General features: G+C 67.9%; 26 protein-coding genes. 10 read left to right on the forward strand and 16 right to left on the reverse strand.

Annotated features, from left to right (window positions below; genetic code table 11):
• Positions 1-172: 172 nt before the first annotated feature.
• From OCT48_RS09730 to OCT48_RS09765, 8 genes are all read right to left on the reverse strand, one after another.
• Positions 173-1,006 carry a hypothetical protein gene (locus OCT48_RS09730; protein ID WP_263592492.1) on the reverse strand — a complete coding sequence of 278 codons (834 nt, stop codon included), beginning with the start codon at positions 1,004-1,006 and terminating at the stop codon, positions 173-175.
• A gap of 508 nt (positions 1,007-1,514) precedes the next feature.
• The gene (locus OCT48_RS09735) at positions 1,515-1,859 is read right to left on the reverse strand and encodes a hypothetical protein (RefSeq protein WP_263592493.1); all 345 of its coding nucleotides are present in this window, start codon (positions 1,857-1,859) and stop codon (positions 1,515-1,517) included.
• Between the two features lie 58 nt (positions 1,860-1,917).
• Complete coding sequence (locus OCT48_RS09740; protein ID WP_263592494.1) at positions 1,918-2,268, reverse strand: hypothetical protein; 351 nt, start codon at positions 2,266-2,268, stop codon at positions 1,918-1,920.
• An 83-nt stretch (positions 2,269-2,351) separates the two neighbouring features.
• Positions 2,352-3,644 (reverse strand): DUF6538 domain-containing protein, encoded by a 1,293-nt coding sequence (locus tag OCT48_RS09745; RefSeq protein ID WP_263592495.1) that lies wholly within the window; start codon positions 3,642-3,644, stop codon positions 2,352-2,354.
• Positions 3,645-3,951: 307 nt separating this feature from the next.
• On the reverse strand, positions 3,952-4,230 hold the full coding sequence (locus OCT48_RS09750) for a hypothetical protein (RefSeq protein WP_263592496.1): 279 nt from the start codon (positions 4,228-4,230) through the stop codon (positions 3,952-3,954).
• A gap of 298 nt (positions 4,231-4,528) precedes the next feature.
• Complete coding sequence (locus tag OCT48_RS09755) at positions 4,529-5,170, reverse strand: metallophosphoesterase (protein WP_263592497.1); 642 nt, start codon at positions 5,168-5,170, stop codon at positions 4,529-4,531.
• A gap of 176 nt (positions 5,171-5,346) precedes the next feature.
• Positions 5,347-5,634: a hypothetical protein gene (locus tag OCT48_RS09760; protein WP_263592498.1), complete on the reverse strand. Its 288-nt coding sequence runs from the start codon at positions 5,632-5,634 to the stop codon at positions 5,347-5,349.
• A gap of 119 nt (positions 5,635-5,753) precedes the next feature.
• Positions 5,754-7,460, reverse strand: coding sequence for a potassium/proton antiporter (locus tag OCT48_RS09765; RefSeq protein ID WP_263592499.1), 1,707 nt, complete (start codon positions 7,458-7,460; stop codon positions 5,754-5,756).
• A gap of 159 nt (positions 7,461-7,619) precedes the next feature.
• On the opposite strand from OCT48_RS09765, the gene OCT48_RS09770 reads away from it, so the two are divergent.
• Positions 7,620-8,804, forward strand: a complete 1,185-nt coding sequence (locus tag OCT48_RS09770) for an ABC transporter substrate-binding protein (protein ID WP_263592500.1) — start codon at positions 7,620-7,622, stop codon at positions 8,802-8,804.
• 3 nt (positions 8,805-8,807) lie between these two features.
• Here OCT48_RS09770 and OCT48_RS09775 read toward each other — a convergent pair whose 3' ends face one another.
• The 3 genes from OCT48_RS09775 to OCT48_RS09785 form a co-directional block, all read right to left on the reverse strand.
• Positions 8,808-9,587, reverse strand: coding sequence for an alpha/beta fold hydrolase (locus OCT48_RS09775; protein WP_263592501.1), 780 nt, complete (start codon positions 9,585-9,587; stop codon positions 8,808-8,810).
• Between the two features lie 17 nt (positions 9,588-9,604).
• Positions 9,605-10,288 (reverse strand): 7-cyano-7-deazaguanine/7-aminomethyl-7-deazaguanine transporter, encoded by a 684-nt coding sequence (locus tag OCT48_RS09780; protein ID WP_263592502.1) that lies wholly within the window; start codon positions 10,286-10,288, stop codon positions 9,605-9,607.
• A 240-nt stretch (positions 10,289-10,528) separates the two neighbouring features.
• Entirely contained in the window at positions 10,529-12,439 is a 1,911-nt protein-coding gene (locus OCT48_RS09785; RefSeq protein WP_263592503.1) for a propionyl-CoA synthetase, read from the reverse strand.
• Between the two features lie 326 nt (positions 12,440-12,765).
• On the opposite strand from OCT48_RS09785, the gene OCT48_RS09790 reads away from it, so the two are divergent.
• A complete protein-coding gene (locus tag OCT48_RS09790; protein ID WP_263592504.1) occupies positions 12,766-13,089 on the forward strand; it encodes an ArsR/SmtB family transcription factor in 324 nt (107 codons plus the stop codon).
• A 19-nt stretch (positions 13,090-13,108) separates the two neighbouring features.
• On the opposite strand, the gene sohB is transcribed toward OCT48_RS09790, so the two are convergent.
• The gene (gene sohB / locus OCT48_RS09795) at positions 13,109-14,143 is read right to left on the reverse strand and encodes a protease SohB (protein ID WP_263592505.1); all 1,035 of its coding nucleotides are present in this window, start codon (positions 14,141-14,143) and stop codon (positions 13,109-13,111) included.
• A 132-nt stretch (positions 14,144-14,275) separates the two neighbouring features.
• Between sohB and OCT48_RS09800 the strand changes: the two genes are divergently transcribed.
• Complete coding sequence (locus OCT48_RS09800; RefSeq protein WP_263592506.1) at positions 14,276-14,587, forward strand: SCP2 sterol-binding domain-containing protein; 312 nt, start codon at positions 14,276-14,278, stop codon at positions 14,585-14,587.
• Positions 14,588-14,595: 8 nt separating this feature from the next.
• Here OCT48_RS09800 and nudC read toward each other — a convergent pair whose 3' ends face one another.
• Genes nudC through OCT48_RS09820 form a run of 4 tightly spaced genes read right to left on the reverse strand, consistent with a single transcriptional unit; the run spans position 14,596 to position 17,420 of the window.
• Entirely contained in the window at positions 14,596-15,372 is a 777-nt protein-coding gene (gene nudC / locus OCT48_RS09805; RefSeq protein ID WP_263592507.1) for an NAD(+) diphosphatase, read from the reverse strand.
• Positions 15,372-16,136 carry a DNA polymerase III subunit epsilon gene (gene dnaQ / locus OCT48_RS09810; protein WP_263592508.1) on the reverse strand — a complete coding sequence of 255 codons (765 nt, stop codon included), beginning with the start codon at positions 16,134-16,136 and terminating at the stop codon, positions 15,372-15,374. The genes nudC and dnaQ overlap by 1 nt, the downstream gene beginning before the upstream one ends.
• 44 nt (positions 16,137-16,180) lie before the next feature.
• Positions 16,181-16,651 (reverse strand): ribonuclease HI, encoded by a 471-nt coding sequence (gene rnhA / locus OCT48_RS09815; protein WP_263592509.1) that lies wholly within the window; start codon positions 16,649-16,651, stop codon positions 16,181-16,183.
• A complete protein-coding gene (locus OCT48_RS09820; protein ID WP_263592510.1) occupies positions 16,644-17,420 on the reverse strand; it encodes a class I SAM-dependent methyltransferase in 777 nt (258 codons plus the stop codon). Before OCT48_RS09820 ends, rnhA begins: the two co-directional genes overlap by 8 nt.
• Before the next feature lie 99 nt (positions 17,421-17,519).
• On the opposite strand from OCT48_RS09820, the gene gloB reads away from it, so the two are divergent.
• From gloB to OCT48_RS09855, 7 genes are all read left to right on the forward strand, one after another.
• Entirely contained in the window at positions 17,520-18,287 is a 768-nt protein-coding gene (gene gloB, locus OCT48_RS09825) for a hydroxyacylglutathione hydrolase (protein WP_263592511.1), read from the forward strand.
• A 70-nt stretch (positions 18,288-18,357) separates the two neighbouring features.
• The gene (locus OCT48_RS09830; protein WP_263592512.1) at positions 18,358-19,548 is read left to right on the forward strand and encodes a transglycosylase SLT domain-containing protein; all 1,191 of its coding nucleotides are present in this window, start codon (positions 18,358-18,360) and stop codon (positions 19,546-19,548) included.
• A 41-nt stretch (positions 19,549-19,589) separates the two neighbouring features.
• Positions 19,590-21,410 carry an extracellular solute-binding protein gene (locus tag OCT48_RS09835; RefSeq protein ID WP_263592513.1) on the forward strand — a complete coding sequence of 607 codons (1,821 nt, stop codon included), beginning with the start codon at positions 19,590-19,592 and terminating at the stop codon, positions 21,408-21,410.
• A gap of 143 nt (positions 21,411-21,553) precedes the next feature.
• Entirely contained in the window at positions 21,554-22,624 is a 1,071-nt protein-coding gene (locus OCT48_RS09840) for a microcin C ABC transporter permease YejB (protein ID WP_263592514.1), read from the forward strand.
• Position 22,625: 1 nt separating this feature from the next.
• Positions 22,626-23,702 carry an ABC transporter permease gene (locus OCT48_RS09845; RefSeq protein WP_263592515.1) on the forward strand — a complete coding sequence of 359 codons (1,077 nt, stop codon included), beginning with the start codon at positions 22,626-22,628 and terminating at the stop codon, positions 23,700-23,702.
• Complete coding sequence (locus OCT48_RS09850; RefSeq protein ID WP_263592516.1) at positions 23,695-25,287, forward strand: ABC transporter ATP-binding protein; 1,593 nt, start codon at positions 23,695-23,697, stop codon at positions 25,285-25,287. Before OCT48_RS09845 ends, OCT48_RS09850 begins: the two co-directional genes overlap by 8 nt.
• A gap of 182 nt (positions 25,288-25,469) precedes the next feature.
• A complete protein-coding gene (locus tag OCT48_RS09855; protein WP_263592517.1) occupies positions 25,470-26,165 on the forward strand; it encodes a GGDEF domain-containing protein in 696 nt (231 codons plus the stop codon).

Below are 26,165 nucleotides of genomic sequence, written 5' to 3' on the forward strand. Positions count from 1 at the left end.
AAGTGGATCGGTAGATGCTGGGTTCGGTGTGGGACATGGATTGATTACATGGCCCGAAGAAGCGCCCGGAGGTGGGCCAAGAGTCGGACTTCAAGAGGTCGCTCGAAGAGTTCCCAAGTAACCTCTATAGATCGCAGATGCTCGGCCCCATGCTACGGGCGTTGAGGAAGATTTAAACACACGGCTCATGTGATGAACGGGTGGAGAGTGGTTGGCTGTACTTCCTGCTCAACCAGTCGAGCCAGTCCAAGGACGCTTCTTCGAAGATGTCATCGGAAGTCCTCTCGGGGACAACGGGGCAAGGCCCTTCTGACATGCCCGTGTGCTTCCTCGCTGCATAGCTCACGGCGTCCAGTGTCCATCTCTGGACCGCCTTTTTGTGTTCACGGCTGAAGACGCTGGCCGAGCAGTAGGGCCGACGTCCGTCCTCGTCAACGTCATCCCCGCCAGCATGGAAGTATCCACGCCAGCAGATGGTGGGGTTCACGAGGATGATGTGGCGACCACGACCGAAAACGTTTTTGCGGCGGAAGCGGATCAGGCCGTTTGCTTCGAACGCCTTGAGATACCCCGAGATGTGGTTGGTGTAGACGGCGAGGTGCTCAGCGATGTCGCGGGTATGGTCTTCGAGGATCACATTCCGCGTGACGATCAGGTCACACAGGGCGGTAAACTTCTGGGCTTGGTCCTTCGTGAGGCTGGAGCCCAAGACCTCTTCCATGGCGGCATCGGTCCAGCGTAGCCGTTCGGACGACCGTCCTTGTTCGATGTTCTTCGTCGTGTTCTCGCCGGACCACTCCAGGACCTCCTCCTTGTCGCGGCACTCGTCGAGATGACGTTGCCGGTGGGGAAGGTGTTCTTCGGGTGGAGCTGGGCGCTCGCCGAGAACTTCCCCGGTGTCCATGTCAACGTCAAGCACTTCGCCTTCTTCGGGGATGAAGACGCCTCGGGTCGAAAGGGTTGCGTCGGTGTTGTCGTGGCGGACAGTGGATGTGGTGTTATCCATGATCGTGTCTTCCTCATGAGTGGAACCACTCGACCAGCCGGACCACACACCAGCCCCTGGCCGCAGGACTTCCAACCGGGCACACGAAAAGCCCAGTCCTACGGTTGGCCGGTGAGTAGCTCCACTGATGAGCGATTGGATAGGTGGTGTGTGATGAGCGGCAGCGGTGGCTGCCTGTGATGCTGGGGAGGTAGGCGGTAGGTGCCAGCCGTAAGCTGGATGGCGTAGAGGCCCGTCCCCGCGTATGGCTACATCGGCGATTGCCTTCCCCGTGAGTGGGTGGTAATCACCCTGAGAAGGATCGTTTCCCTAAGGTGGGCTCCATCCCCTCCGTAAGTGAGGGGTAATCGGCAGGGGCGCCTTCGTCTCCCTGTAGTGGGCCGTAATTGATTCGATACTATGTGGCGCTGTGCGGAGCTGTGAGAGGTCTTGCGGGGTAGGCGGTAGGGATGCCCGCTCGGGTGGGTAGAGGCGCTTGAGCGGGCTTTAAGGTGGGGGTGAGAAGGTTCTAGGAGGAAGAGCCCTGAGCGGCGACCTGTCCGTCGAGGCAGTTCGAGTAAACCACGCCGTATGTATCCTCGGGGTTGGTGTCCATGTGGTCGTACACCAATTCGGTGATGTCCACCAACACCCGTTTCGTCCTCAAGCTGATGCTCTGCTCGGAAATCTCACGGATTACGCTGGCAGATGGCTCGCCACCGTCCCGACGCATTGCAACATCAACGGCGTACTCGGCAAGTACCTTGCAGCCATCGGTCTGGCCGGACGAAGTCGGCTCGGCTTGGGCAGTTGTTGAGATTCCCGACAGCGTAATAACAGCCGCAAGAATTGAACCCAACTTACTGTTTTTCATACGTCCTCCTCCTTGAGATTGATTCGATTTCCACGCTTCTAGGTCGTGGTATGAGTAGTCAGCCTGTATCGTTGAGTCTGCGGTATTCGGCCAGCATCCTACGTACCTTCCGCTCCCGCTTCATGAGGCGGTCACGCTCTTTGGCTGTCAGTTGGGTATCGCTCTCACCATTCCAGAGGGTATCTTCCAGTTCCTGCGCTTCTCGGCGCATCTCTTCATGGGTAGGCCCGATCCAGAGCTTACGGAACGGGTTGTATCCCCTGTGGACGCAGACAATCACCCCTATCGCGATACCAACACCCAGTAGATGGAGCAGTGTCGAATCAGCCCCCTGTCCTGCCTTCACTACATACCCTGCGGCCAGGAACAGGGCGGCGGCGAAGAATGCCCCCAGCGTTCGACCGTTCATCCTGCGTCTCTCCAGATTTCGTTATCATTCCCTGGTGACCCTACGCCCCACAAAACGAGGGCATCAAGATCGAGCAAGGCCCCTCACCTTGGATACCTCAGCAACTCCACCGCTTCCCTTTTGCTCTTCAGCGAGTGGCCGCCGGAGTACAGCCCGTAAGTCACGCGTGGCTTCTCGTGGCCGACGATGTCCGCCGACAGGTTCTCCGACACGCCCGCATCTTCGAGGAGGGTCACCACCGTCTTACGGATGGAGTGGAAGACGTAGGAAGCGCCGAAGCCGTGGCGAGCCTTGAGCCGACCGAACCGCTTCCCGATGGCATTGGACCGGTCCCCGTACTTGTTGAAGGTGAGCCCGGAGAGCAGATAGCCGTCCCTGGACTCAGCCAGGAGGCGCTCCACGGAGGGCTTCAACTCGGAGTGAACCGGAATCTCGCGAATCCCTGCGTCTGTCTTACTGTCGGTGATCCTGAGCCTGTCCGTTGAGCTATCATCCGTGCGCAACGAGCACAGCTCCTCGATCCGTGCCCCGGTGTACATACCGAGGTCTATCAGGTCCACCAAGGCATCATCGCCATCATCCATGGCAGCACGACGCAGCCTGACCACATCGACGGGCTCGAAGGCGATCCAACCTTTCGCCCCGTTGCGGGCCTTGCTGGCGCTGGCTGCCCGCTCCTGACGCTGGATGAAGGATGGCAGCTTGAAGGGCTCGCGATCTGCTGGCGCCTTGCCCGTCTCTTGTAGGTGGTGCCAGACACTCCGGGCCGCTGAGAAGCAGCGTTTGACCGAGGACACCCCATAGCCGTAGCCATCCTGGTCCTTGGGCGCCATGAGCACCTTGGCCCACTCCCTGACGCTCTCCTGGCCGATGGCCTCGATGACCTCGAAGTGAGCCGCCATCCGCTTGGCGTCCTTCTCCATTTGCTCGGCAGTCTTGGGCTTGAGGTGGAGACCGTCTCGCCACTCCTGAAGCTCAGGTTCAATGGGCGTCTCCTGACCGAGCGCCACACCAGCAAGCCGCTGGGCATCTTCGGCCCGGCCCTGAGCATCGAGCTTCTCGGCCTTCTCAAGGATGGCGCTGGACAGAGCCTCATGGTGGAGCCTCTGGCCGCTTCGCTGGAGGTCTTCGAGTTGCTGGCGATAATCCAGCAACCCGTCGAGGAACGATCCTTCCTCCTTCTCACAGCCCCGCGCCCTGGCGATCTGGTCCTTCCACTCAGCCACCAGCGCATAGGCTCTCGACTGGGCCACCCGCTTGTCAGCGGTCCCGGTACTCTTCACGAAGCGAATCTTGCCGCCCAGCTTGGGGCGTGCGTCCTTGGGGATGGTCAGCACTGCGTACCAGCGGTTGGCGCGTCTCTCAAGGTGGCTCATAGCGTGGTGTCCTGACGGTGCATTTACCACACTAATTTACCACATGAAATCGACGTAACGCATTGACTGACTTGGATATCAATGGTTTATGAGCATCTGGCGGATTGTCCCTGTCCCTCCGCCACTTCCTATTCAGAATCAAGCGCCTTCGGGCGCTTTTTTCGTTTCTGGCGCTTCCGCAACGGCCTGGCTCACCCCCCTGGAGCGTGTCCTCACCCTTGCCTTCCCGGGGCCGCCGCCTCCCCCATGAGAGAGGCACCCGGGGTCTGGCCGTCAGGTCACCCATCGGGGCCGGCCCCGAACCGCCTCATCCCGGGGCCGACGAGTCCCCGCGCGCGTCGACATCTTCCGGCCCCTGGCGCGAGCTCGGCCGTGACAGGGCCTGCTGCCCCTTGCCGCTGAGCCAGGTCAGGGCGATCAGGAACAGGCCGGCCACGATGATCGGGGCAAGGAAGTCACCGAGGCCCTGGGCGGTCTCCCCGTACGCCATGATCATGCCCGCCGCCAGCCCCACGAAGGCAAGGAAGGCCACCCAGGTGAGCGTCTTGAGGGCATAACGGGCAAGGGTCCGAAAGGTCGTTGTCATGTCAACTCTCCCGCTCTCCTGCGTAGGCGAGCCTGTCACCGGCAGTGGCCAGGACGCAGGCCCTTCATTTTACACGGTGCTCTGTTAATAGAGTTCTTTGATGCAGCGTGGTCGATGGGCCGGCATCATGCCACCCCATCCCCTCACGCTCCGGAAACAGGCGATGGCGACGGCGGACCGACCGCGCCTCGGTGCGACCGGACCGTCGACAGAACGGCTGTCGGCACTTGAAGGGGAAATGCGCGAACCCCCGCGGAACCGAGACGGCATCACGGCGGCGACTGACCCGCCGCCGGCGTCATCCCAGCAGATCCCGGGCCTCGACCAGGGTCAGGCGCCCGGTCAGGAAGGCGCCGGTATCGAGGTAATGCACATTGCCGAGCACCCTGGGGGCCTCCACGATGGTGTGACCGACGACCACGGCATCGATACCGGTCACCGGGGTGGTGTCGCCCTGCCGAATGCGCTCTCGCCCCCATACCAGTGCATGACGGTCGCATTCCTCGATCCGCGCCCAATCCGCCGGCGGCTCGGCGTGTACCAGACCGATACGCCGCTCGCCCACCCTCACCTCACGAGCAAAGGGCAAATGGTGCAGGGCTTCCTTCAGGACCCGCCTGACCTCATCGAGCGACTCGTCCAGGGCCCAGCCGCCCCCGTTGATCCGCCACAGGGGCATGGCGGCGTCATCGACGCACAGGGCCTCATGCGCCATCACTTCGTGATTGCCGCGCACCCCATGGAACCAGGGCTGACGGGCCAACTGCAGGCAGGCCAGCGAGGCCGGGCCCCGGTCGATCAGGTCACCCACCGAGAACAGGCGATCCACGCGCTCGTCGAAATCGACCCCTCTCAGCCGAGCCGACAGCAAGTCATATTCGCCGTGCAGGTCGCCGACGAAGAAGTCACGCCCCCGGCGGTTCATCTCATGGCGAATCATGCCTCTCTCCTTGGTGCGCCGACGCTGGCGGTTGCATCAGCGAGCACGCCCATCGGTCAGGGCCGATGCAAGCCAGCGACAGGCGCGGAATGAGGAAGGAGCCACCGATGACCGATGTGCCGAGGGGCACCGCTATCGATCGGAGAAGACGACGAGTCGAGACAACACCTGACGCTCTAGGCGAGGGGCAAGGCGCTTCCGCCGGCCGAGCCAAGCGACGTGTGCCCTTCGGTCGCCACTCGCGACTCTCCTTCCCGGGGAAGTGCCTCGCTGGCCGATGCCGGGAGCTCGGCGACCACCACCGAGTAGGCGTGATCGTGAACGGCCACCAGCGGGATGGCACGCAGCACGCGTACCGACCGGTCATCGACGTGCAGGACGTCACCGGGACGCGGTGGCCGGTCGACTGCCAGAGAAACGAGCAGGTCACTGCCCGGCACATAGCTGACCACAAGGACGTTCATGGGGACGGTCTCCGAGGCTGCCCACTCGTCACAGTCTCGACCATCCCTCCCGCGCTGTCACGGCGCCCGTCGCTCCCCCACCGGTGGGGAGCGGGTTCCCGTGCTCGACGGGGTATTACCTAGTAGAGACGCAGCCCCACCCGCGTCACCCGGTTGCCATCCATCTCGCTGACCACCCAGTGGATGCCGTGCCAGTCCACGTCATCGCCCACCACCGGGTGGCCGCCGACCCGCAACGAGATGAAATCGGCCAGCGTCATGTCCTGCTCACCGGGGCTGAGCGTGAGCCCGTAGGCATCGGCCACGTCGCCCATGCGCGCCGCCCCGTCGAAGGTGAAGGTGCCGAAGAAGGCCCGTTCGCGCTTGAGGGTGGCATCGCCGTTGAACAGCCGGTTGAGGGCCGGCAGGTCGTCGGTGCGGCCGATCACGCAGAGCACATCGCCCCGGCACAGCCGGGTGCTGCCCTTGGGGTGCAGCATCACGCCCTCGCGGAACAGCGAGGCAATCAGGGCTCCCGAGGGGAAGCGCAGCAGGCGGATCGGCACGTCCTCGAGGTCGTCGTTCTCGACCACGTAGACGAACATCTCGAAGTCGTTGTCCGCCTGGATGCCCAGGGGCCCACGCCGGTTGGGTGCCACCATGGGCGGCAGCTGGACCTTCAGACGACGGGCGACCCACGGCAGCGTGCCGCCCTGGATCAACAGCGACAGCAGCACCACCGCGAAGGCGACGTTGAAATACAGCGAGGCGTTCTCCACCCCGCCGATCACCGGGAAGATCGCCAGCACGATGGGCACCGCGCCGCGCAGCCCGACCCAGGCGATGAAGCCGACCTCCCGCCAGCGGAAACGGAAGAACGGCTTGATGGCCACCAGCACGGCCAGGGGACGCGCCACGAAGATCAGCGCCAGGGCCACCGCGGTGGCCGGCAGGGCATACTCCAGCATCTCGCTGGGGGTCACCAGTAGGCCCAGCACCAGGAACAGGCCGATCTGGCTCAACCAGGCCAGGCCGTCATGGACCGGCAGGATGAAGTTGAGATGGCGCCCGGGGCGGTTGCCGATCATCAGCCCCGTCAGGTAGATGGCCAGGAAGCCACTGCCCCCCAAGGCACTGGTCAGGCCGAAGACGCAGAAGCCCAGGGCCAGCGCCAGCAGCGAGTAGAGGCCCGGCGCCAGGTCCAGCCAACTGATCAGCCGCGCGATCAGCCAGCCCGCCCCCACGCCGATGACGATCCCCAGCCCGAACTGGCGCAGGAAGAAGAGCGCGGTCTCCAGCACGCCGCCGATCTCCCCGACCAGCACCTCCACCAGCATCAGCGTCAGGAAGATCGCCATGGGATCGTTGGTCCCCGACTCGATCTCCAGCGTCGCCCCCACCCGCTCGTTGAGGTTGATGCCGCGGCCGCCGAGCATCGAGAAGACCGCGGCGGCGTCGGTGGAGCCGACGATGGCGCCGACCAGCAGCCCCTGGACCAGGGTCAGCTCGAAGACCGCCATGGCGATCGCCCCGACCAGGGCGCTGGTGACGAAGACCCCCAGGGTGGCCAGGGACAGCGCCGGCTTGAAGCCCACCCGGAAGGTCTTGAGCCGGGTGCGCAGCCCGCCGTCGAGCAGGATCATCGCCAGCGCCAGATGGCCGATCAGGAAGGCCAGCGCATAGTCGTCGAACTGGATGCCCAGCAGGCCCTCTTCCCCGGCCAGCATGCCGAGCCCGAGGAAGATCAGCAGCAAGGGCACGCCGACCAGGGTGGAAAGGCGACTGGCGAGGATGCTCAGGGCAATCAAGAAGCCGCTGAGAAGAAAGAGGGTATTGATCGAATCCATGGCGTCCTGCCTCGGGAGAGGAGCGGGATTATCTCACGAGCATCGGCGGGTCGCGAAGCCCGCGGCAACGTTGAGTGTCATGCTGGCCAGCCCCCGCCCGGCGCCGATAGACTAGCGACGGACGTGCACGACGCGCGTCACGTCGCTGGAGCCTCTGCCATGCTGTCATCTTCCCGCCGCCGGCCGGCCCGGGCCCTGCTGCTGTTTGTCAGCGGCCTGCTCGCCCTCGCGCCTCCGGTGGCTGCGCAGGAGACCGACGAGGCGCCTCCGCGCTTCCCGCCCCTCGACACCGAGGTGATGGTCCCCGACCTGTCGAGGCCGACCGCGCCGCCGGCCACGGACCCCCTGGCCGCCTTCCGCACCCTGCCCAGCGGGCCGGCGGTGGACACCCCGACGCGCCCCACCGCACCCGCCGTGGCCGTGGGGCCGGCGCAGCCCATCGAGCCGCCGCCGGTGCGTCGGCTCGAGGTGATGCTCGACTGGTATCCCAGCCCCCGCCACGCCGCGCTCTTCGTGGCCCGGGAGCGGAACCTGTTCACCCACCGGGGCCTGGAGGTGGAGATCGTCACCCCGGCCGACCCGGATGTGCCCACCAAGCTGCTCGCGGCCTCGCGGATCGACCTGGCCGTGACCCGGCAACCGCTGCTGCACCTGCTCGTCCATCGCGGCCAGCCGCTGGTGCGGGTGGCCACCCTGGTCGGCGTGCCGCTGACGGCGCTGGTGATGCGCACCGATGCCGACCTCCCCTCGCCGCCCAGCCTGGCCGGGGCGCGGATCGGACACACCGACCGGGACGGCGAGGCGATCCTGCTGGCCACCCTGCTGGCCAGCCAGGATGTCGCCCGCGAGGAGGTCGACAGCCCCGACCTGCATTTCCGGATGGAGCAGGGCATGCGCGAGAATCGCGTGGACGGGGTGATCGGCGCGGGGCGCCACCTGCTGCCCCGGGCGCTGGCCGACGATGGCCTGGCGACCACGACCCGGCCGGTGGAGGACTTCGGCGTGCCGCGCCACGATGGGCTCATCCTGGTGGCCAACCGGGACCACCTGAGCCGACAGCGGGACGCCATCCGGCGCTTCGTGGATGCCCTGGAAGAAGCGACCGCCTGGATCCTCGAGCACCCCGAGGAGAGCTGGCCGCTGCTGGTGGCGACCGAGCCGACGCTGGACACGCCGGCCAACCGCGCCGCCTGGCCGGAGATCCGTGCCCGCCTCAGCCTGGCGCCGGCGGCGCTCTCGCAGACACGCTACGCCGACTTCGAGCGCTTCCTGTTCGAGGCCGGACTCACCGACGAGCACCTGCCGGTCGAGCGCCTGGCCCTCGACCCCGCTGCCCGGCCGTGAGGATCAGTCGACCTGCTCGTCGAGAAAGGCGTTGACCGCGTCCTGGAAGGCCTCGGGCCGCTCCGCGTGCAGCCAGTGGCCGGCCTCCAGGGTCACCAGCTGCGCCCCGGGCAACACCTCGTGGAGCGCCGGCAGCATGGCGTCGGTGACATAGTCGGAGCGGGAACCGCGGATCACCAGGGTCGGCCCCGGGAAGGCGCCCTCGCCGGCCGGCGCCGCCATGATCGCGTCGTAATCCCCCTCGATCTCGTCCAGACCGATGCGCAGGCGCAGCTGGCCCGCATCGTCGCGCTCCAGGTTGGTCGCCAGGAAGAGGCGAACGGGGCGCTCCGCGATATGCTCGGCGAGCAGTGCATCGGCTTCGCCCCGGTTGGCCGGCGCCCCGGCCTCGACCCGGCGCAGCGCGGCGAAGATGGCGTCATGGCCATGGCCGTAGGCCCGGGGAGCGATATCGGCAACGATCAGCGAGGCCACCCGCTCGGGCGCCAGGCGCGCCAGGCTGATGGCCACCTTGCCGCCCATGGAATGGCCGAGCAGGTGGACGCGCGGCACCTCGAGCCGGTCGAGCAGGGCCAGGAGGTCATCGGCCATCCGGGTGTAGGCCATCCCCGCGGCGTGCGGCGAGCGGCCGTGATTGCGCAGGTCCACGGCGATGACCCGCCGCGCGGCCTGCCACTTCTTGACATGGGAGCGCCAGTTGTCGGCGCTACCCAGCAGGCCATGGATGACCACCAGCGGCGTCCCCTCGCCGCCGGTATCGAGATAATTGAGCGCGATGGACATCACGGTCTCCTTGGGAATCAGGAACGGGCCTGGGCCGGCTCCGGCGCCAGGTCGTCGCCCCCGGTCACGTCCACCAGCCGGCGGGTCAGCCAGGCCAGCAGCACGCCGTAGAGCGGCAGGAAGAGCGCCAGGCTGATGCCCAGCTTGATGCCGTAGTCCACCCAGGCGATCTCCGGCCAGTGGGCGGCCATGAAGGGATCGGGACTGCGGTGGAAGGCGATGGAGAAGAAGGCGAAGGTATCCGCCAGGTTGCCGAGCAGCGTGGACAGCGCCGGCGCCACCCACCAGGCGCTCAGCCGCCGCAGGCGGTCGAAGACGGTCACGTCCAGCAGCTGGCCCAGCACGTAGGCCATGAAGCTCGCCAGGGCGATGCGCGCCACGAAGAGGTCGAGGTCGGCCAGTGCCGAGAGGCCGGCGAAGCTGCCCCGAGGAAAGATCACCGAGACGGCGTAGGAGACCACCAGGGCCGGGAACATGACCCGCAGGATGATGGCCCGCGCCGGCGCCTTGCCGAACAGCCTCACGGTCAGGTCGGTGGCCAGGAAGATGAAGGGGAAGCTGAAGGCGCCCCAGGTGGTATGCAGGCCGAACAGCGTGAACGGCAGCTGCACCAGGTAGTTGCTGGCGGCGATCACCAGGATATGGAAGCCGACCAGCAGGGCCAGGCAGCGGCGGGTCTGGGTGGCGGAGAGCACGAACATCGGGCGCACCTTCTTGCGGGAGGGGTGAGGGAACCCTCGTGAGGCCGGAAGCGGGCGGAAGACGCGCGCATTATACGCAGCCGTCCCGCCGCGGCCAAACCCACTCGCCGGTCAAACAGGCTAGCAGGCTATCGCAGTTGGGTCTGACGCTTGTCGACGGATCAGCCCCGCGCGATGCCGCTATTGCGATTGCCCTGTCCCGTCGGGGCCGCGCCGCCCAGGGGGACCCGACGTGGCCGGTCAGACCTGGCGAGCCTGGTGGGCCTCCCCCACCTCCCGGCTCTTCATGGCCTCGTGGACATCCTCGAGGCTCGCGGGGTCGTCGATGGTCGAGGGAACGCCGAACTCCTGGCCGTCGGCGATATTGCGCAGCAGCTTGCGCAGGATCTTGCCGGAGCGGGTCTTGGGCAGGCGATCCACCACCAACACCTGCTTGAAGCAGGCGATGGGGCCGATGCGCTCCCGCACCCGGGCGATCAGCTCGTTCTCGAGGGCCAGCTCGTCACCATCGAAGCCGTCCTTGGGGATCACCAGGCCCACCGGCACCTGGCCCTTGAGGGCATCGTGGATGCCGATCACGGCACACTCGGCGACGGCCGGGTGGGCCCCGACCACTTCTTCCATCTCGCCGGTGGAGAGCCGGTGGCCGGCCACGTTGATGACGTCATCGGTGCGCCCCATGATGAACAGGTAGCCGTCCTCGTCGAAGTACCCCCCGTCACCGGTCAGGTAATAGCCGGGAAAGGCCGCCATGTAGGCGCTGTGGAAGCGCTTAGGATCACGCCAGATGCCCGCCAGGCAGCCGGGCGGCATGGGCTGCTTGATCACCACGCTGCCCTGCTCCAGTGCCGGGGCCGGCTGGCCCACGCGGTTCAGGACCTGCACGTCGAACCCCGGCACCGGCACGGTGGCCGAACCGGCCTTGGTGGGCATCGGCTCGAGTCCCTGGAGGTTGGCGGCGATGGGCCAGCCCGTCTCGGTCTGCCACCAGTGATCGACCACCGGCACCGTCAGCAGGTCCTTCAGCCAGTGGAAGGTCGGCGGGTCGAGGCGCTCGCCGGCCAGGAACAGCGCCTTCAGGCAGGAGATATCGTGCTCGGCGAGCCGCTGACCCTCCGGGTCCTCCTTCTTGATGGCGCGAAAGGCGGTGGGCGCGGTGAAGAAGCCCTTCACCCGGTACTCGGCGATGAGTCGCCAGAACGCCCCGGCATCGGGGGTGCGCACCGGCTTGCCCTCATAGACCACGGTGGTGCAGCCCCGCAGCAGCGGTGCATAGACGATATAGGAATGGCCGACGACCCAGCCCACGTCGGAGGCGGAGAAGAACACCTCCCCCGGCGCCATGTCGTAGACGACCTCCATGGAATAGTGCAGCGCCACGCCGTAGCCGCCGGTGTCCCGGATCACGCCCTTCGGCTTGCCGGTGGTGCCGGAGGTGTAGAGCACGTAGAGCGGGTCGGTGGCCTTCACCGGCACGCACTCCGCCGGTGCCGACCGCGCCACCAGGTCGGCCCAATCATGGTCGATGGCCCCGAGCTCGGCCCGATACTGTTCCCGCTGCAGCACCACACAGGCCTCGGGCTGGTAGGCACTCTGGGCGATGGCCTCGTCGACGATGGGCTTGTAGGGCAACACCCGGTCGACCTCGATGCCGCAGGACGCCGCGACCACCACCCTGGGCTCGGCATCCTCGATGCGCACCGCCAGCTCGTGGGGCGCGAAGCCGCCGAAGACCACCGAGTGTACCGCCCCGAGACGGGCACAGGCATACATGGCCACCAGGGCCTCCGGCACCATGGGCATGTAGATGATGACCCGGTCGCCCTTCTCGACGCCGAGTCCCCTCAGGGCGCCGGCGAAACGGGCCACCTCGTCGCGCATCTCGCGAAAACTCAGGGTCCGCTTGCCACCGGTGACCGGCGAGTCCCAGTGGACGGCCGCCTGGTCACCCCGCCCCTGCTCCACATGATGGTCCAGTGCCGCGTGACAGAGGTTGAGCTCGCCGTCTTCGTACCAGCGGGCATGCCCCTGATCGTCATGGCGCAACACGGTCTGCGGCGGGGTGAACCAGGGGAGGCGCCGGGCCTGTTCGGCCCAGAAGGCCTCGGGCTGCTCGATGGAACGACGGAATTCGCTGCGATATGCGGTCATGGACATCCTGCCTGTTACACGGGTGGCTCACTGGATTGTTGACACTCTAGAACAGCGGATCGAGAAAAACTTCAGACAAAGGGCTAACCTTCGACAAAAGAACGACAGGGAGACGAACATTGTCGACAAAGGCGGCCTTGACCGCCCGCGGCGATGCCCGCGGTAGGGTGGCGCCCCGTGGGCTATAATTGAGTGATGGCTGAATCAGGAAACGGAAAGGCAGGCAGCTACCGGCCAGCAGGAAGCCGAACCATCACGACATCGGGGACCGTGCCGGCGAGCAGGGAGCACTCGCCGCGGGCCCGAACACGCGGGGGTGACACAAGATGAGCGACTCTCAGCGCCGGGCATCACACCTGCTGGAGGGGGGGGACGTGGTGATCGATCAGGCCAGCGCCCTGCTCAAGGCGATGGCCAATGACAACCGGTTACGCATCCTTTGCCTGCTGGACGGCACGGAGCTGTCGGTGACCGAACTCAACCGCCGGCTGACCCTGAGCCAGTCGGCGCTGTCCCAGCACCTCGCCATTCTCAGGCGCGAGGACCTGGTTTCCACCCGGCGGGCCTCCCAGACCATCTACTACTCCCTCAACGGCGAGCGGGCACGGATCATCCTCGACGCCCTGGACCGACTCGGCCTGCCGGACTGACCGCGGCGTCCGCCCCCGCTCAGCGCTTCTGCCAGCCGCTGGCATCCAGCAACTCGAGACCGCGCCGGGCCCCGTGTTCCACACCGCGGGAGATCGCCAGCCCCAGGCGATCGGCGAGGCCCTGGCGACGCTCCAGGCGCAGTGACACCACCCGCGCGTCCTCCAGGCGCTGGGCCAGATAGGCCTCGCTGGTGCCGAGATCATCCACCAGGCCGCGCTCCAGGGCGTCCCGCCCGTACCAGACCTCCCCGGTCGCCACCGCCTCGATGTCCAGCGCCGGACGGCGCTCGGCCACATAGCGCTTGAAGAGGCCATGGATGGTCTCGAGGTCCTCGAGGAATTTCTCGCGGCCCTCCTCGGTATTCTCGCCAAGCACCGTCAGGGTGCGCTTGTAGCGTCCCGCCGTGAGCACCTCCACGTCGATGTCGTGGCGCTTCAGCAGGCGGTGCAGATTGGGCAGCTGTGCCACGACCCCGATGGACCCCAGCACCGCAAAGGGGGCGACGCGCAGCCGGTCGGCACAGCAGGCCATCAGGTAGCCGCCGCTGGCGGCGACCTTGTCCACGCACACCGTGGTCTTGAGGCCCGCCTCCCGCAGCCGGTCCATCTCCGCGGCGGCATGACCATAGGCATGGACCAGGCCACCGGCCGACTCCAGGCGCACGATCACCTCGTCGGCCTCGCCGGCGACATCCAGCACCGCCGAGACCTCCTCGGCGAGCCGCCCGGTGGCACTGGCCTTGAGATCGCCGTGGAAGTCGAGCACCCAGACCGTGGGAGTGGACCCGCCGGGGCCATGGCGCTTGCCGCGGGCCTTGTCATCGCGCCGGAAGGCCTTGAGGAGCCGCTTCCGCGCCCCCGGCTCACTGGCCGCCAGCTGCAGCCGCCGGCGGCGACGCCGACGGCTGTCGTTGAGCTCCTCGACCCGCAGGCGGACACGCTCGCCCTCGGCCCCGCGGGCACGCATCACCACCAGAATCACCACCAGGGTGATGCCCGCCACGGCCAGCAACTGGGCCAGGAACATGCCGTAATCCGTCAGCCATTCGTTCACCGCTCACCTCCTCCTGATGTCCGCTTCCATCCTGCCCATGGCCGTGTCGGCGCACAAGCCGCCTTGATTAAAACGCTTGTTTTAAATAGGCTCCCTGCACGCATGCCCCGACGATCCCCGGAGACCGAACCGATGTCCGACACCACCCTCGACAAGCTCCATGCCCGATTCGATGCAGAGGCCGCCCGCGACATGGAGGAGGTCTTCCAGTTCCATTTCAGCGATGCCGGCGACCACTACCTGGTGGTCAAGGATGGCACCCTGGAAGTCTGTGAGGGCGAGCACGAGGATCCCTCGGTGAGCCTGAGCCTGAGCACCACCACCCTGCGCGGCGTGATGAAGGGCGAGATCAGTGGCATGAGCGCCTTCATGAGCGGCCGGCTGAAGGCGACCGGCAACGTCATGCTGGCCACCCGCCTGGGCAGCCTGTTCCCGGCCGACTGACCCGCCCGTCAGGAACGCCGGGCGCCGACCTCGTCCAGGTGCGTCTCGATCAGGGCCCGCGAGATGGAATACAGCGGCGGCAACCGGGGAAGTCGCGTCGGCGAGAACCAGGCGGCGTCGCTGATCTCCTGGCCATCGATGCGGATGCGACGATTGGCCGCCTCGGCGAAGAAACCCAGCATCAGCGAGTGGGGAAACGGCCAGGCCTGGCTGCGGAAGTAGCGCAGCCGCCCCACCGCCAGCCCCACCTCCTCGTGAATCTCCCGCCGGACCGCCTCCTCGGCGGACTCCCCCGGCTCGATGAAGCCGGCCAGGGTGGAATAGCGCCCCGGCGGGAAGCGCGGGCTCCGGGCCAGCAGCAGGGCATCGCCATGGGTCACCAGGGTGATGATGCACGGCGAGATGCGCGGGTAGTTGCGATGGCCGCACTGCGCACAGTGCATGGCGAACTCGCGGTCCAGGCGCGCGGCGCGGGCGCCGCAGCTGCCGCAGAAGCGGTGGTGGCGCAGCCAGGCGCCCACCTGCAGGGCCGTGGAGACCAGCGGGAACCAGGATTCCGGCAGCCGCGCCAGCCAGGCGCGCCCTTCCGGCCAGTCGTCCCCCGCGGTGTCCTCGAGGGACAGCGCCACGGGCTCGTCCCGCCACCAGCACAGCGGCTGCATGGCGGCCGTCCACGGCTGCGCCTCCTGCAGGGGCCCGCCTCCCGGCCCGGGCGCGATGCGTCCCTCGGCCAGGCGGATCACCCGCCCCGCGGCCTCGGCGTGGGGCAACTCGCGACGCAGCATCAGGCCGGCGCCTCGGGGCTGGCGGGCCACCCCTCCAGACCGTCCCAGCGACACTCGCCGGCGGCCTCGCGGATGCGCGTCAGCTTGTCGCGATGGGCCGCGAGCTCCGCCTCGTCGGGGGCCTGCACCCTCAACTGGCCCGGCGACAGCGACAACCGGCGGATCGCCATGCCGCCGCTGTTGTCGACCTCGCCCTCGCCGCCGGCGGAGGCATCCAGCGACAGCGCCGTCTGGCCGCCGGTCATCGCCAGGTAGACGTCGGCGAGGATCTCGCTGTCCAGCAGGGCGCCGTGCAGCACCCGGTGACCGTTCTCGATGTCGTAGCGCTTGCACAGGGCATCCAGGCTGTTGCGCTGCCCGGGATGCTTGTCGCGGGCCATGCGCAGGGTGTCGAGGATGCGGCAGTGGTCAGCCACCGGCCCCAGGCGCGGCTCCCCGCGAGCGGCATTGAGCAGGCCCAGTTCGTGGTCGATGAAGCCCACGTCGAAGGGCGCGTTGTGAATCACCAGCTCGGCGCCCTCGATGAAGGCCCAGAAGGCGTCGGCGACCTCGGCGAATACCGGCTCGTCGGCGACCCGCTCGTTGGTGATGCCGTGGATCGCCACCGCCTCGGCCTCGATCTCGCGCTCGGGGTTGATGTACTGATGGTAGGTGTTGCCGGTCAGGCGGCGGTTGACCATCTCCACCGCCCCGATCTCGATCAGCCGATGGCCGTCCTTGGGGTCGATGCCGGTGGTCTCGGTATCCAGGATGATCTGGCGCATGGCGTTGTGTCTCGTGCTCGGTGTTCAAGGGGACACCGGGACCGTCAGGCCCCGGCCAGCATCTCGTCGATGGCCTCGTTGGCCAGGGCGTCGGCCCGCTCGTTGCCCGGATGGCCGCTGTGGCCCCTGACCCAATGCCAGTCGATGACATGGCGGTGGGTCTCCTCGTGGAGGGCACGCCACAGCTCGGCATTCTTGACCGGTTGCCGCGAGGCGGTCTTCCAGCCCCGCTTGATCCAGCCATGGATCCACTCGGTGATGCCGCGGCGCAGGTACTCGGAATCGGTCCACAGCGCCACGCGGCAGGGGCGCTTGAGCTCGCGCAGGGCCATGATGGCGGCCATCAGCTCCATGCGGTTGTTGGTGGTCTCGGCCTCGGCCCCCTTGAGGGCCTTCTCGTGACGACCGCTGAGCAACAGCGCGCCCCAGCCGCCCGGCCCCGGGTTGCCACGGCAGGCACCATCGGTATAGATCGTCACCACGCCAAGCGCCGCGTCCTGTGGTCTGTCAGTCACCCTCGGTCACCCTTTCCGGCTGCGGCCCGAACTGCCGCGAGGCATTGCCCAGCGCCGAGCCGACCAGCGGCCTCGGGAAGGCCACCCGGTCGCGGCGGGTCTGGGCCAGCTGGGAGCGGCGCCGGGCATGGATCATGTAGCAGTCGCCCAGCGGCAGGTTGTGCCGCCGGCCCAGGGTCTCGAGCATGGCGTTATGTGCGGTACCGCCGGGCAGACGAAAGCCGCAGTAGTCTACCCGCTGGGCCTCGAAATCGACAAACGCCAGCCAGTCGCTGAGCCGCCCCGGGGTCCGCCAGCGCCCACGCCAGGGCAGGTGTCGGTGACGCCCCGGCCACAGGCGGCTCACGCCGGCCACACCGAAGGGCGCCCAGCCGAACAGGATCAGGTGGCCGTCGTCATCGGTCACCCGCGCCGCCTCCTGCAGCAGGTGGTGGGGATCCGGGACCACCTCGAGCAGGTGATGGATCACCACCAGGCTCAGGCAGCCGTCGGGCAGGGGCAAGGCATCGGGGGGACAGACCAGGGTCGCCTCGCCCTCCGCCAGCTCGGCCGTGGGCGACCAGCGCAGGGCGTGACGCACCGGACACATGCCGGCCAGCGTCGGCGCCATGCCGAGTTCGAGACCGTGGGCCCCGAACCAGCGCTCGCACAGCGGTCCCAGGCAGGCGCGCTCCGCGCGCCAGACGCTCCGGCCACCGGGACTCGCCCAGTAACGGCGCCCCTCCCGTACCAGGCGAGCCAGGGCCATCGCATCCTGCGAATTTGACATGTTGCGCTCTTCTCTCCAGAGTACTCGATTTTGCAGAACATCTATTCAAGGCGCCAGCGGCTCCGTCGAGACCAGCCCAGGCGCGAGGACTCCGAGCCCATGTTGAGCGTGACACCGATTCCCGCCTTTAGCGACAACTATATCTGGATGCTTCGGCAGGACACGAACGGCGATGTCTGCGTCGTCGACCCCGGCGATGCCGACCCCGTGATCGAGTGGCTGGAGCGCGAAGGGCTCAACCTGGGCTGCGTGCTGATCACCCACCACCACCCCGACCACACCGGCGGCCTGCCGGCGCTGATCCAGCGCTACTCGCCGCGGGTCATCGGCCCCCACAACCCCGATATCCCGGGCATCGACGAGCGAGTCGGCGCCGGGGACGAGGTACGCGTTATGGGCCGGCTGTTCGAGGTCCTCGAGGTGCCCGGCCACACCCTGGATCATATCGCCTTCTTCACCGCCGGTATCCCGCCGCTGCTGTTCTGCGGCGACACCCTGTTCAGTGCCGGCTGTGGTCGTCTGTTTGAAGGGACTCCCGAGCAGATGCACGCCTCGCTGGCACGCCTCCAGGGCCTGCCCGAGGACAGCCTGGTCTTCGCGGCCCACGAGTACACCCTGGCGAACCTGCGTTTCGCCAGGGCCGCGGACCCGGACAACACCGACGTGGACGCCGCCGAGCAGGAATGCCGGCGGGCCCGGGAGCTCGACCGCCCTACCCTGCCCAGCACCATCGGGCGCGAGCGGCGCATCAATCCTTTCCTGCGCTGCGACGACGCCGGCGTTCGCCGGGCCGCCTCGGCCCACGGCGACACCGACAGCAGCGTCGCCACCTTCGCCACCCTGCGCGCCTGGAAAGATTCCTTCTGAGACACGATACCCGATGGACGCCGCCCCCGCCGCAGAGCGGCGGGCAGGCCTGCGCCCAGGAGGCCAGCGAATGACCTACCACACCCGCCGACGACTCCTCGGATTCGCCAGCACCCTCGCCATGACCGGGGCCCTACTGGCCAACGGCGCCTACAGCCAGGCGTCGACCCTGCCGAAGGACCGGCTGGCCACGGACACTCCCACCTTCACCAGCCATTCCCGTGGCAAGCCCGCCAGCGGCCGGCATTTCTGGAACAGCCTCGACCTGGAGCCCCGCGATGCCTGGTCACGCCTGCGCGGGAGCTTCCAGTGGCGGGATCAGTGGCAGGACGGTGCCGGTCATGCGCGGGTCCAGCACTGGATCGACGAATACAGTTCAAGCCCCCACAACATCGTCGAGATCACCGAGCGGGCCCGCCCCTGGCTGGCCTGGATCCTCGAGCGCATCGAGTCACGGGGGCTGCCCGGCGAAATCGCCCTGATCCCCTTCGTGGAGAGCTCCTTCGACCCCCACGCACGCAGCCACTTCGGCGCCGCCGGCCTGTGGCAGATCATGCCGCGAACCGGCGATGCCCTGGGGCTGCGGCGCAACGGCGCCTGGGACGGACGCCTCGACGTGGTGCGCTCGACCCAGGCGGCGCTGGACTACATCGAGTACCAGGCCGACCAGTGGTACGAGGGCGATATCGAGCTTTCGCTGGCCGCCTATAACGCCGGGGCGGGCACGGTGAACCGGGCGCGGCGCATCGCGCAGTCCCGCGGCCATGAGGGCCACTACTGGGACCTCGACCTGCCGGCGGAAACCATGGACTATGTCCCCAAGCTGCTGGCCATCGCCGCGATCATCGCCGAGCCGGAGCGCTACGACGTCGCCCTGCCGGAGATCGACGCCGAACCGGCCTTCGCCCGGGTACGCGTCACCCGCACGATCCGACTGGGCGAGGCGGCTCGCCTGGCCGGCGTGCCGACGGGCCAGCTCGCCGACCTCAACCCCGGCCTGCGCACCGAGGCGGCCCGCCCCGGTCAGGTCCGCGAGCTGCTGGTGCCGGTGGATGACGCCGAACGCCTCGTGGCGGCACTGGATGCGGTCAGCCCCGCGACCGGCGGTGGCGACGCGGTCCATGTCGTGCAGCGGGGTGACACCCTGTCCGCCATCGCCACCCGGCATGCCGTGGCCATCTCCGACCTGGCCCGCTGGAACGACATCCAGCGGGTCGACACTTTACAACCCGGCCAGCAGCTGACACTTTCCGGTAGATGATGACGGGGCCCGGCCCCTCCTTGGAACAAGGATCCGCTCCGATGCGATTGACCGTGCTGCTGCTGACGGCCCTGGCGGCAGGCCCCGCCCTGGCCGCCAGTCCCGACGAGGTGCCCACTCGCCATGCCCTCGCCCTCTATGGCGAGCCGGCGCTTCCCGCGGACTTCACCCACTTCCCCCATGCCGATCCCGAGGCACCGGTGGGCGGCACCCTGACCCGGGCGGCCACCGGCAGCTTCGACTCCACCAACCCCTTCATCATCCAGGGCACCCCGGCCACGGGCCTCAACGCGATCTACGACACCCTGATGGTCGCCAACCCGGACGAGCCGTTCACCATGTACGGGCTGCTGGCCGAGGGCATCCGGCTGGACCCGGACCGCCAGTGGATCGAGTTCGACCTGCACCGCGAGGCACGCTTCCACGATGGCACCCCGGTGACCGCCGCCGACGTGATCTTCAGCTTCGAGACCCTCACCGAGAAGGGACAGCCCTTCTACGGGGCCTATTACGCCGACGTCACCGCGGTTCGCGCGGTGGATGAGGACACCGTGCACTTCGACCTGGCCGACAGCGAGTCCCGGGAGCTGCCGCTGATCCTCGGCCAGATGCCGGTCCTGCCCGCCCATTACTGGGAAGGCCGCGACTTCGAGGCCACCACCCGGGATCCCTTGCTGGGCTCCGGCCCCTACCGCATCGCCCAGGTCGACCCCGGCCGGCGCATCGTCTACGCGCGGGTCGAGGACTACTGGGGGCAGGACCTGCCGGTGAACCGCGGCCGCCACAACATCGGCCGCCTGGTGTTCGACTACTACCGCGACCAGACCGTGGCCCTGGAAGCCTTCAAGGCCGGCAACCTCGACATGCGCATCGAGTCCAGCGCCCGCAACTGGGCCACCGCCTACGACTTCCCCGCCGCCGAGGCCGGCTTCGTGCAGCGCCTGGAGGTGCCCGACGGCCAGCCGGCGGGCATGCAGGCCTATGTCATCAACCTGCGCCGGGAGAAGTTCCAGGACGTGCGCGTCCGCGAGGCCCTCAACCTGGCCTTCGACTTCGAGTGGCTGAACCAGAACCTCTTCTACGGGGCCTACGAGCGCACCCGGAGCTACTTCGAGAACTCCGGAATGGCCGCCGAGGGACTGCCCGGCGAGGGCGAGCTGGCCCTGCTCGAGCCGCACCGCGAGGCGCTGCCCGAGCAGGTCTTCGAGCAGCCGCTGCCCATCGAGCAACCGCAGGACATGCGCGCCCGCCTGCGCGAAGCCTTGAACCTGCTGCATGAGGCCGGCTACGAGAATCGCGAGGACGGCATGCTCGTCGACGCGCAGACCGGCGAGCCCCTGACCCTCGAGGTGCTCCTGTTCGACACCCAGTTCGAACGCGTCGTCCAGCCCCTGCTGCGCAACCTCGCGCGGCTCGGGGTCCAGGGCGACATCCGCATCGTCGACGTCAACCAGTACCTCAATCGCCTGCGCCGCTTCGATTTCGACATCATCGTGGGCAGCTTTCCGCAGTCCGCCAACCCGGGCAACGAGCAGCGCGAGTTCTGGGGCAGCGAGTATGCCAACGCCCCCCAGAGCCGCAACCTGATCGGCCTCCAGGACCCGGTGATCGACGCCCTGGTGGACCGGCTGATCGCCGCCGACAGCCGCGAGGCGCTGGACACCGCCGCCCAGGCCCTGGACCGGGTCCTGCGCTGGGGCTTCTACGTGATCCCCCAGTGGCACCTGGATACGACCCGCATCGCGCTCTGGGACAAGTTCGGCTGGCAGGAGCCCTTCCCCCACTACAACCTGGATCTGGATGCCTGGTGGGTCGATCCCGACCGCGCCGCCGAGATCGAGAGCCGACAGCGCAATCGGTGAGTGAGGTGTGAGGTGTGAGGTGTGAGGTGTGAGGTGTACCAGAGCATGAGCCACGGGGCGGGCTTCCCCTCACTCTTCACCCCTCGCTTCTTTCACCGTGCCCTTGACGTACGACATCTGGACATAATTGCTAAGGACACGCCGTGGCCGCCTATGTACTGCGCCGCATCCTGCTGATGATCCCCACCCTGCTGGGGATCATGCTGCTCAACTTCATCATCGTCCAGGCCGCCCCGGGCGGTCCCATCGACCAGATGCTGGCCCGCTTCGAGGGACTCTCCAGCCAGGCCAGCACGCGCCTGGAGGGCGGCGGCGGCGACGTCGCGAGCGGCGAGTCACGGGGCGCCCGGGGCGTGCCCCAGGCGCTCATCGATCGCCTGGAGACCCAGTTCGGCTTCGACCAGCCGGCCCACGAGCGCTTCCTCGGCATGCTCGTCGACTATGCCACCTTCGACCTGGGCGAGAGCTTCTTCCTCGGCCAGAAGGTCACCACCCTGATGCTCGACCGGCTGCCGGTCTCGATCTCGCTGGGGCTCTGGACCACCCTGCTGGTCTACCTGGTGTCCATCCCGCTGGGCATCCGCAAGGCGCTGACCCACGGCTCGCGGTTCGATGTCTGGACCTCGGGCCTGGTCATCGTCGGCTACGCGATCCCCGGCTTCCTGTTCGCCATCCTGCTGATCGTGCTGTTCGCCGGGGGCAGCTACTGGGACGTCTTCCCGCTGCGCGGCCTGACCTCGCCGGACTTCGCCGACCTCGGCCCGTGGGGCAAGGTGAAGGACTACTTCTGGCATATCACCCTGCCCGTGGTGGCCTCGGCGATCGGCAGCTTCGCCACCCTGACCATGCTGACCAAGAACAGCTTCCTCGACGAGGTGCACAAGCAATACGTGCTGACCGCCCGCGCCAAGGGCGCCAGCGATCGCCGGGTCCTCTACGGGCACGTGTTCCGCAACGGCATGCTGATCATCATCGCCGGCCTGCCCTCAGCGCTGGTCGGCATCTTCTTCACCGGCTCGCTGCTGATCGAGGTGATCTTCTCCCTCAACGGCCTCGGCCTGCTGGGCTTCGAGGCGGTGATGCAGCGTGACTATCCGGTGATCTTCGGCACCCTCTACCTGTACACCCTGATCGGGCTGGTGCTGAAGCTGATCTCGGACCTGACCTATGTGTGGGTCGACCCGCGCATCGACTTCGAGACCCGGGAGTCCTGACATGTCACGTCTCACCGCCCGGCTGTCGCCGATTTCCCGTCGCCGCCTCGCCACCTTCCACGGCAACCGCCGCGCCCGGTGGTCGCTGTGGGTCTTCCTGACCCTGTTCGTGGTCAGCCTCGGCGCCGAGCTGGTCGCCAACGACCGGCCGCTGCTGATGCAGTACCAGGGGCAGTGGTACGTCCCGCTGCTCGTCGACTACCCCGATACCGAGTTCGGCGGCTTCCTGCCCACTCCCGCGAACTACCGGGACCCCTATATCCAGGAGACCATCGAGGCCGACGGCTGGATCCTCTGGCCCCCCATCCCCTTCACCTACGACACCCTCGACATGGGCCTGTCGCACCCGGCGCCGTCCCCGCCGGACGCCCGGCACTGGCTGGGCACCGACGACCAGGGTCGGGACGTGCTGGCCCGGGTCATCTACGGCTTTCGCCTGTCGGTGGTGTTCGCCCTGGTGCTGACCATCGGCTCGATGGTACTCGGGGTGCTGATCGGCGGCGTCCAGGGCTACTTCGGCGGCAAGGTCGACCTGATCGGCCAGCGACTGATCGAGATCTGGTCCGGCCTGCCGATGCTGTTCCTGCTGATCATCCTGGCCAGCCTGGTCGAGCCCAACCTCTGGTGGCTGCTCGGCATCATGCTGCTGTTCTCCTGGCTGGGCCTGGTCGACGTGGTACGTGCCGAGTTCCTGCGCGCACGCAACCTGGAGTACGTGCGCGCCGCGCGGGCCATGGGCCTGCCCTCGCACCTGATCATGTGGCGCCATGTACTGCCCAACGCCATGGTCGCCACCCTGACCTTCATTCCCTTCCTGTTCACCGGCGCCATCACCACCCTGACCGCCCTGGACTTCCTGGGCTTCGGCCTGCCGCCGGGCTCACCCTCGCTCGGCGAGCTGGTGGCCCAGGGCAAGAACAACCTCCAGGCGCCCTGGCTCGGCATCACCGCCTTCCTGACCCTGGCGGTGATGCTCTCCCTGCTGGTATTCATCGGCGAGGGCCTGCGCGATGCCTTCGACCCCCGTCATATCCAGCAGGCCGGCGACTCACGCCCAAGGACGCCCCGCGATGCCTGACACCCCCCTGTTCCGCCTCGATGCGCTGACCATCGCCTTCGACGGCACGCCGGTGGTCGAGGACCTGTCCCTGGCGGTGCACCCTGGCGAGACCCTGGCGCTGGTCGGCGAGTCCGGCTCCGGCAAGTCGGTCTCCGCCCTCGGCGCCCTGGGGTTGCTGCCCCGCAACGCCGAGGTGCGCGGCGGCCGCCACCTCGGCGACACCGACCTCGCCCGCCTGACGCGCCGACAGTGGCAGGCGCTGCGCGGCGGCCAGGTGGGCTTCGTCTTCCAGGAGCCGATGACCTCGCTGAACCCGCTGCAGACCGTGGCCACGCAGATCGGCGAGACCCTGCGCCTGCACCAGGGCCTCTCCGGCCCGGCGGCCCGTCGGCGCTGCCGGGAACTGCTCGAGCAGGTCAGGCTGCCCCGCGCCGAGGAGCTCCTCGACGCCTGGCCCCACCAGCTCTCCGGCGGCCAGCGCCAGCGGGTGATGATCGCCATGGCCATCGCCAATCGCCCCCGGCTGCTGATCGCCGACGAGCCCACCACGGCGCTGGACGTCACCGTCCAGCGCGAGATCCTGGCGCTGCTCGCCGACCTGCGCGACGCGCACGGCATGGGCATGCTGTTCATCACCCATGACCTCAACCTGGTCCGCCGCCATGCCGACCGGGTCTGTGTCATGCATCATGGCCGACTCCAGGAGACCGGCGAGGTGGCCAGCGTCTTCGCCGCGCCCCAGAGCCCCTACACCCGGGACCTGCTGGAGGCCGAGCCCGCGGGCCGCCCCGAGCCCGTCAGCCCACAGCCGCCGCTGCTCAGCGCCCGCGGCCTCGGCGTGCGCTTCGAGCGCCCCAGGCGGCTGTTCCGTCGCCGCCCGCCCGCCTTCGAGGCCGTGAAGCCCCTCGACCTGACGGTGGCCCCCGGCGAGACCCTGGGCATCGTCGGCGAATCCGGCTCCGGCAAGACCACCCTGGCGCTGGCCCTGTTGCGGCTCACCGTCAGCCAGGGCGAGATCGACTTCGACGGTGAACGCCTGGACCGGCTCCATGGCAACGCCCTGCGCCGGCGCCGCCGCCGCCTCCAGGTGGTCTTCCAGGATCCCTATGGCTCGCTGTCGCCGCGTCTGCCCGTTGCCGACATCGTCAGCGAGGGCCTGCACTTCCACCACCCGGAGCTGTCCCCGTCGGAGGTCGACCGTCGGGTCCGCGACACCCTGCGCGAAGTAGGTCTGCCGGAACAGTGCGCCGCCCGCTACCCCCACGAGTTCTCCGGCGGGCAGCGTCAGCGCATCGCCGTGGCCCGGGCCATCATCCTCGAGCCCGAGCTGCTGGTTCTCGACGAGCCCACCTCGGCGCTGGATCGCACCGTGCAGAAGCAGCTGGTCGCCCTGCTGAGGGAACTCCAGCGCCGCCGCGGGCTGAGCTACCTGTTCATCAGCCACGACCTGGCGGTGGTCCGCGCCATGGCCCACCGCATCCTGGTGCTCAAGGACGGCGAGGTGATGGAGAGCGGCGACTGCCTGGAGGTCCTGGAACACCCCGGCACCGACTATACCCGCGCCCTGGTGGAGGCCGCCGGGTTGACGTCCACCGAGGCCTGATGGGGCAAGTTTCCTGACCCCAGCAGCGTCGGTGGCCGGACGCTACCATGCCGTCGGACGCCTGGCTTTGAGGTCACGCACCAGAGCAGGTTGAGACGCCTCCCGGCAAGAGAAGATAACGGTATAAACCCTTTCTGGACACTCCCGCCGGGCGGGGCGTCATCCCCTAGCCTGGCCTATACTTGGCTCCCGTCGACCCCGGCCTGGACACGGCCCGGCACGGACGAGGCGCCCTGGCGTTCACCCTGGCCATCGCCGGTATCTCGCTGGCCGACTATGCGCGCACCCAGCAGGCCCTGAAGCGGCTCAACCAGCGCCTCGAGCAGGAAGTCGCCGAGCGCACCGACCAGCTGCCGCGACTGGTCAAGCGGCTCGAGATCTACTCCTACACCGACACTCTCACCGGCCTGCACAACCGCCGCTACTTCGACGAGCTGCTGGCGCACGAGGCCGCCCAGGCCAAGCGCCACGGTCATGCCCTGACGCTGGTCATGATCGATATCGACCACTTCAAGCACTTCAACGATGACTTCGGCCACGAGGCGGGGGATACGGTGCTGTCCGGGGTCGCGAGCTGCCTGGCCCAGCACTTTCGCGAGGCCGACGTGGTCTGTCGGCTGGGCGGCGAGGAATTCGCGGTGCTGCTGAGCGACGCCGATGCCGACGCGGCCCGGGGCCGGGTCGATGCCCTCATGGCCCGGCTGGCCGGCACCGTCTACCACTACCGGGAAGCGACCCTGGGGCCGATCAGCGTCTCCTGCGGCATCGCCTCCTACCCGTCCCATGCCGACGAACCCCAGGCGCTGATCGGGCTCGCCGACAAGGCCCTCTATGCCGCCAAGCACGGGGGCCGGACGCGGACCCACGTCTACGCCTGA

Origin of the sequence: Halomonas sp. M4R1S46 (assembly GCF_025725685.1) — a bacterium.
In the GTDB taxonomy this organism is placed as follows: Bacteria; Pseudomonadota; Gammaproteobacteria; order Pseudomonadales; family Halomonadaceae; genus Halomonas.

What these genes read in the sequence shown, in the direction of transcription:
- OCT48_RS09850 (WP_263592516.1), top strand. Translation starts at nt 23,695, where the DNA reads ATGCCTGACACCCCCCTGTTCCGCCTCGATGCGCTGACCATCGCCTTC.
- OCT48_RS09775 (WP_263592501.1), bottom strand. Translation starts at nt 9,587, where the DNA reads ATGTCCATCGCGCTCAATTATCTCGATACCGGCGGCGAGGGGACGCCG.
- OCT48_RS09835 (WP_263592513.1), top strand. Translation starts at nt 19,590, where the DNA reads ATGCGATTGACCGTGCTGCTGCTGACGGCCCTGGCGGCAGGCCCCGCC.
- OCT48_RS09755 (WP_263592497.1), bottom strand. Translation starts at nt 5,170, where the DNA reads ATGATTCGCCATGAGATGAACCGCCGGGGGCGTGACTTCTTCGTCGGC.
- OCT48_RS09790 (WP_263592504.1), top strand. Translation starts at nt 12,766, where the DNA reads ATGAGCGACTCTCAGCGCCGGGCATCACACCTGCTGGAGGGGGGGGAC.
- OCT48_RS09745 (WP_263592495.1), bottom strand. Translation starts at nt 3,644, where the DNA reads ATGAGCCACCTTGAGAGACGCGCCAACCGCTGGTACGCAGTGCTGACC.
- OCT48_RS09730 (WP_263592492.1), bottom strand. Translation starts at nt 1,006, where the DNA reads ATGGATAACACCACATCCACTGTCCGCCACGACAACACCGACGCAACC.
- OCT48_RS09750 (WP_263592496.1), bottom strand. Translation starts at nt 4,230, where the DNA reads ATGACAACGACCTTTCGGACCCTTGCCCGTTATGCCCTCAAGACGCTC.
- gloB (WP_263592511.1), top strand. Translation starts at nt 17,520, where the DNA reads ATGTTGAGCGTGACACCGATTCCCGCCTTTAGCGACAACTATATCTGG.
- nudC (WP_263592507.1), bottom strand. Translation starts at nt 15,372, where the DNA reads ATGCTGCGTCGCGAGTTGCCCCACGCCGAGGCCGCGGGGCGGGTGATC.
- OCT48_RS09830 (WP_263592512.1), top strand. Translation starts at nt 18,358, where the DNA reads ATGACCTACCACACCCGCCGACGACTCCTCGGATTCGCCAGCACCCTC.
- dnaQ (WP_263592508.1), bottom strand. Translation starts at nt 16,136, where the DNA reads ATGCGCCAGATCATCCTGGATACCGAGACCACCGGCATCGACCCCAAG.
- OCT48_RS09770 (WP_263592500.1), top strand. Translation starts at nt 7,620, where the DNA reads ATGCTGTCATCTTCCCGCCGCCGGCCGGCCCGGGCCCTGCTGCTGTTT.
- OCT48_RS09740 (WP_263592494.1), bottom strand. Translation starts at nt 2,268, where the DNA reads ATGAACGGTCGAACGCTGGGGGCATTCTTCGCCGCCGCCCTGTTCCTG.
- OCT48_RS09765 (WP_263592499.1), bottom strand. Translation starts at nt 7,460, where the DNA reads ATGGATTCGATCAATACCCTCTTTCTTCTCAGCGGCTTCTTGATTGCC.
- OCT48_RS09780 (WP_263592502.1), bottom strand. Translation starts at nt 10,288, where the DNA reads ATGTTCGTGCTCTCCGCCACCCAGACCCGCCGCTGCCTGGCCCTGCTG.
- OCT48_RS09735 (WP_263592493.1), bottom strand. Translation starts at nt 1,859, where the DNA reads ATGAAAAACAGTAAGTTGGGTTCAATTCTTGCGGCTGTTATTACGCTG.
- OCT48_RS09760 (WP_263592498.1), bottom strand. Translation starts at nt 5,634, where the DNA reads ATGAACGTCCTTGTGGTCAGCTATGTGCCGGGCAGTGACCTGCTCGTT.
- OCT48_RS09800 (WP_263592506.1), top strand. Translation starts at nt 14,276, where the DNA reads ATGTCCGACACCACCCTCGACAAGCTCCATGCCCGATTCGATGCAGAG.
- OCT48_RS09845 (WP_263592515.1), top strand. Translation starts at nt 22,626, where the DNA reads ATGTCACGTCTCACCGCCCGGCTGTCGCCGATTTCCCGTCGCCGCCTC.
- OCT48_RS09785 (WP_263592503.1), bottom strand. Translation starts at nt 12,439, where the DNA reads ATGACCGCATATCGCAGCGAATTCCGTCGTTCCATCGAGCAGCCCGAG.
- OCT48_RS09820 (WP_263592510.1), bottom strand. Translation starts at nt 17,420, where the DNA reads ATGTCAAATTCGCAGGATGCGATGGCCCTGGCTCGCCTGGTACGGGAG.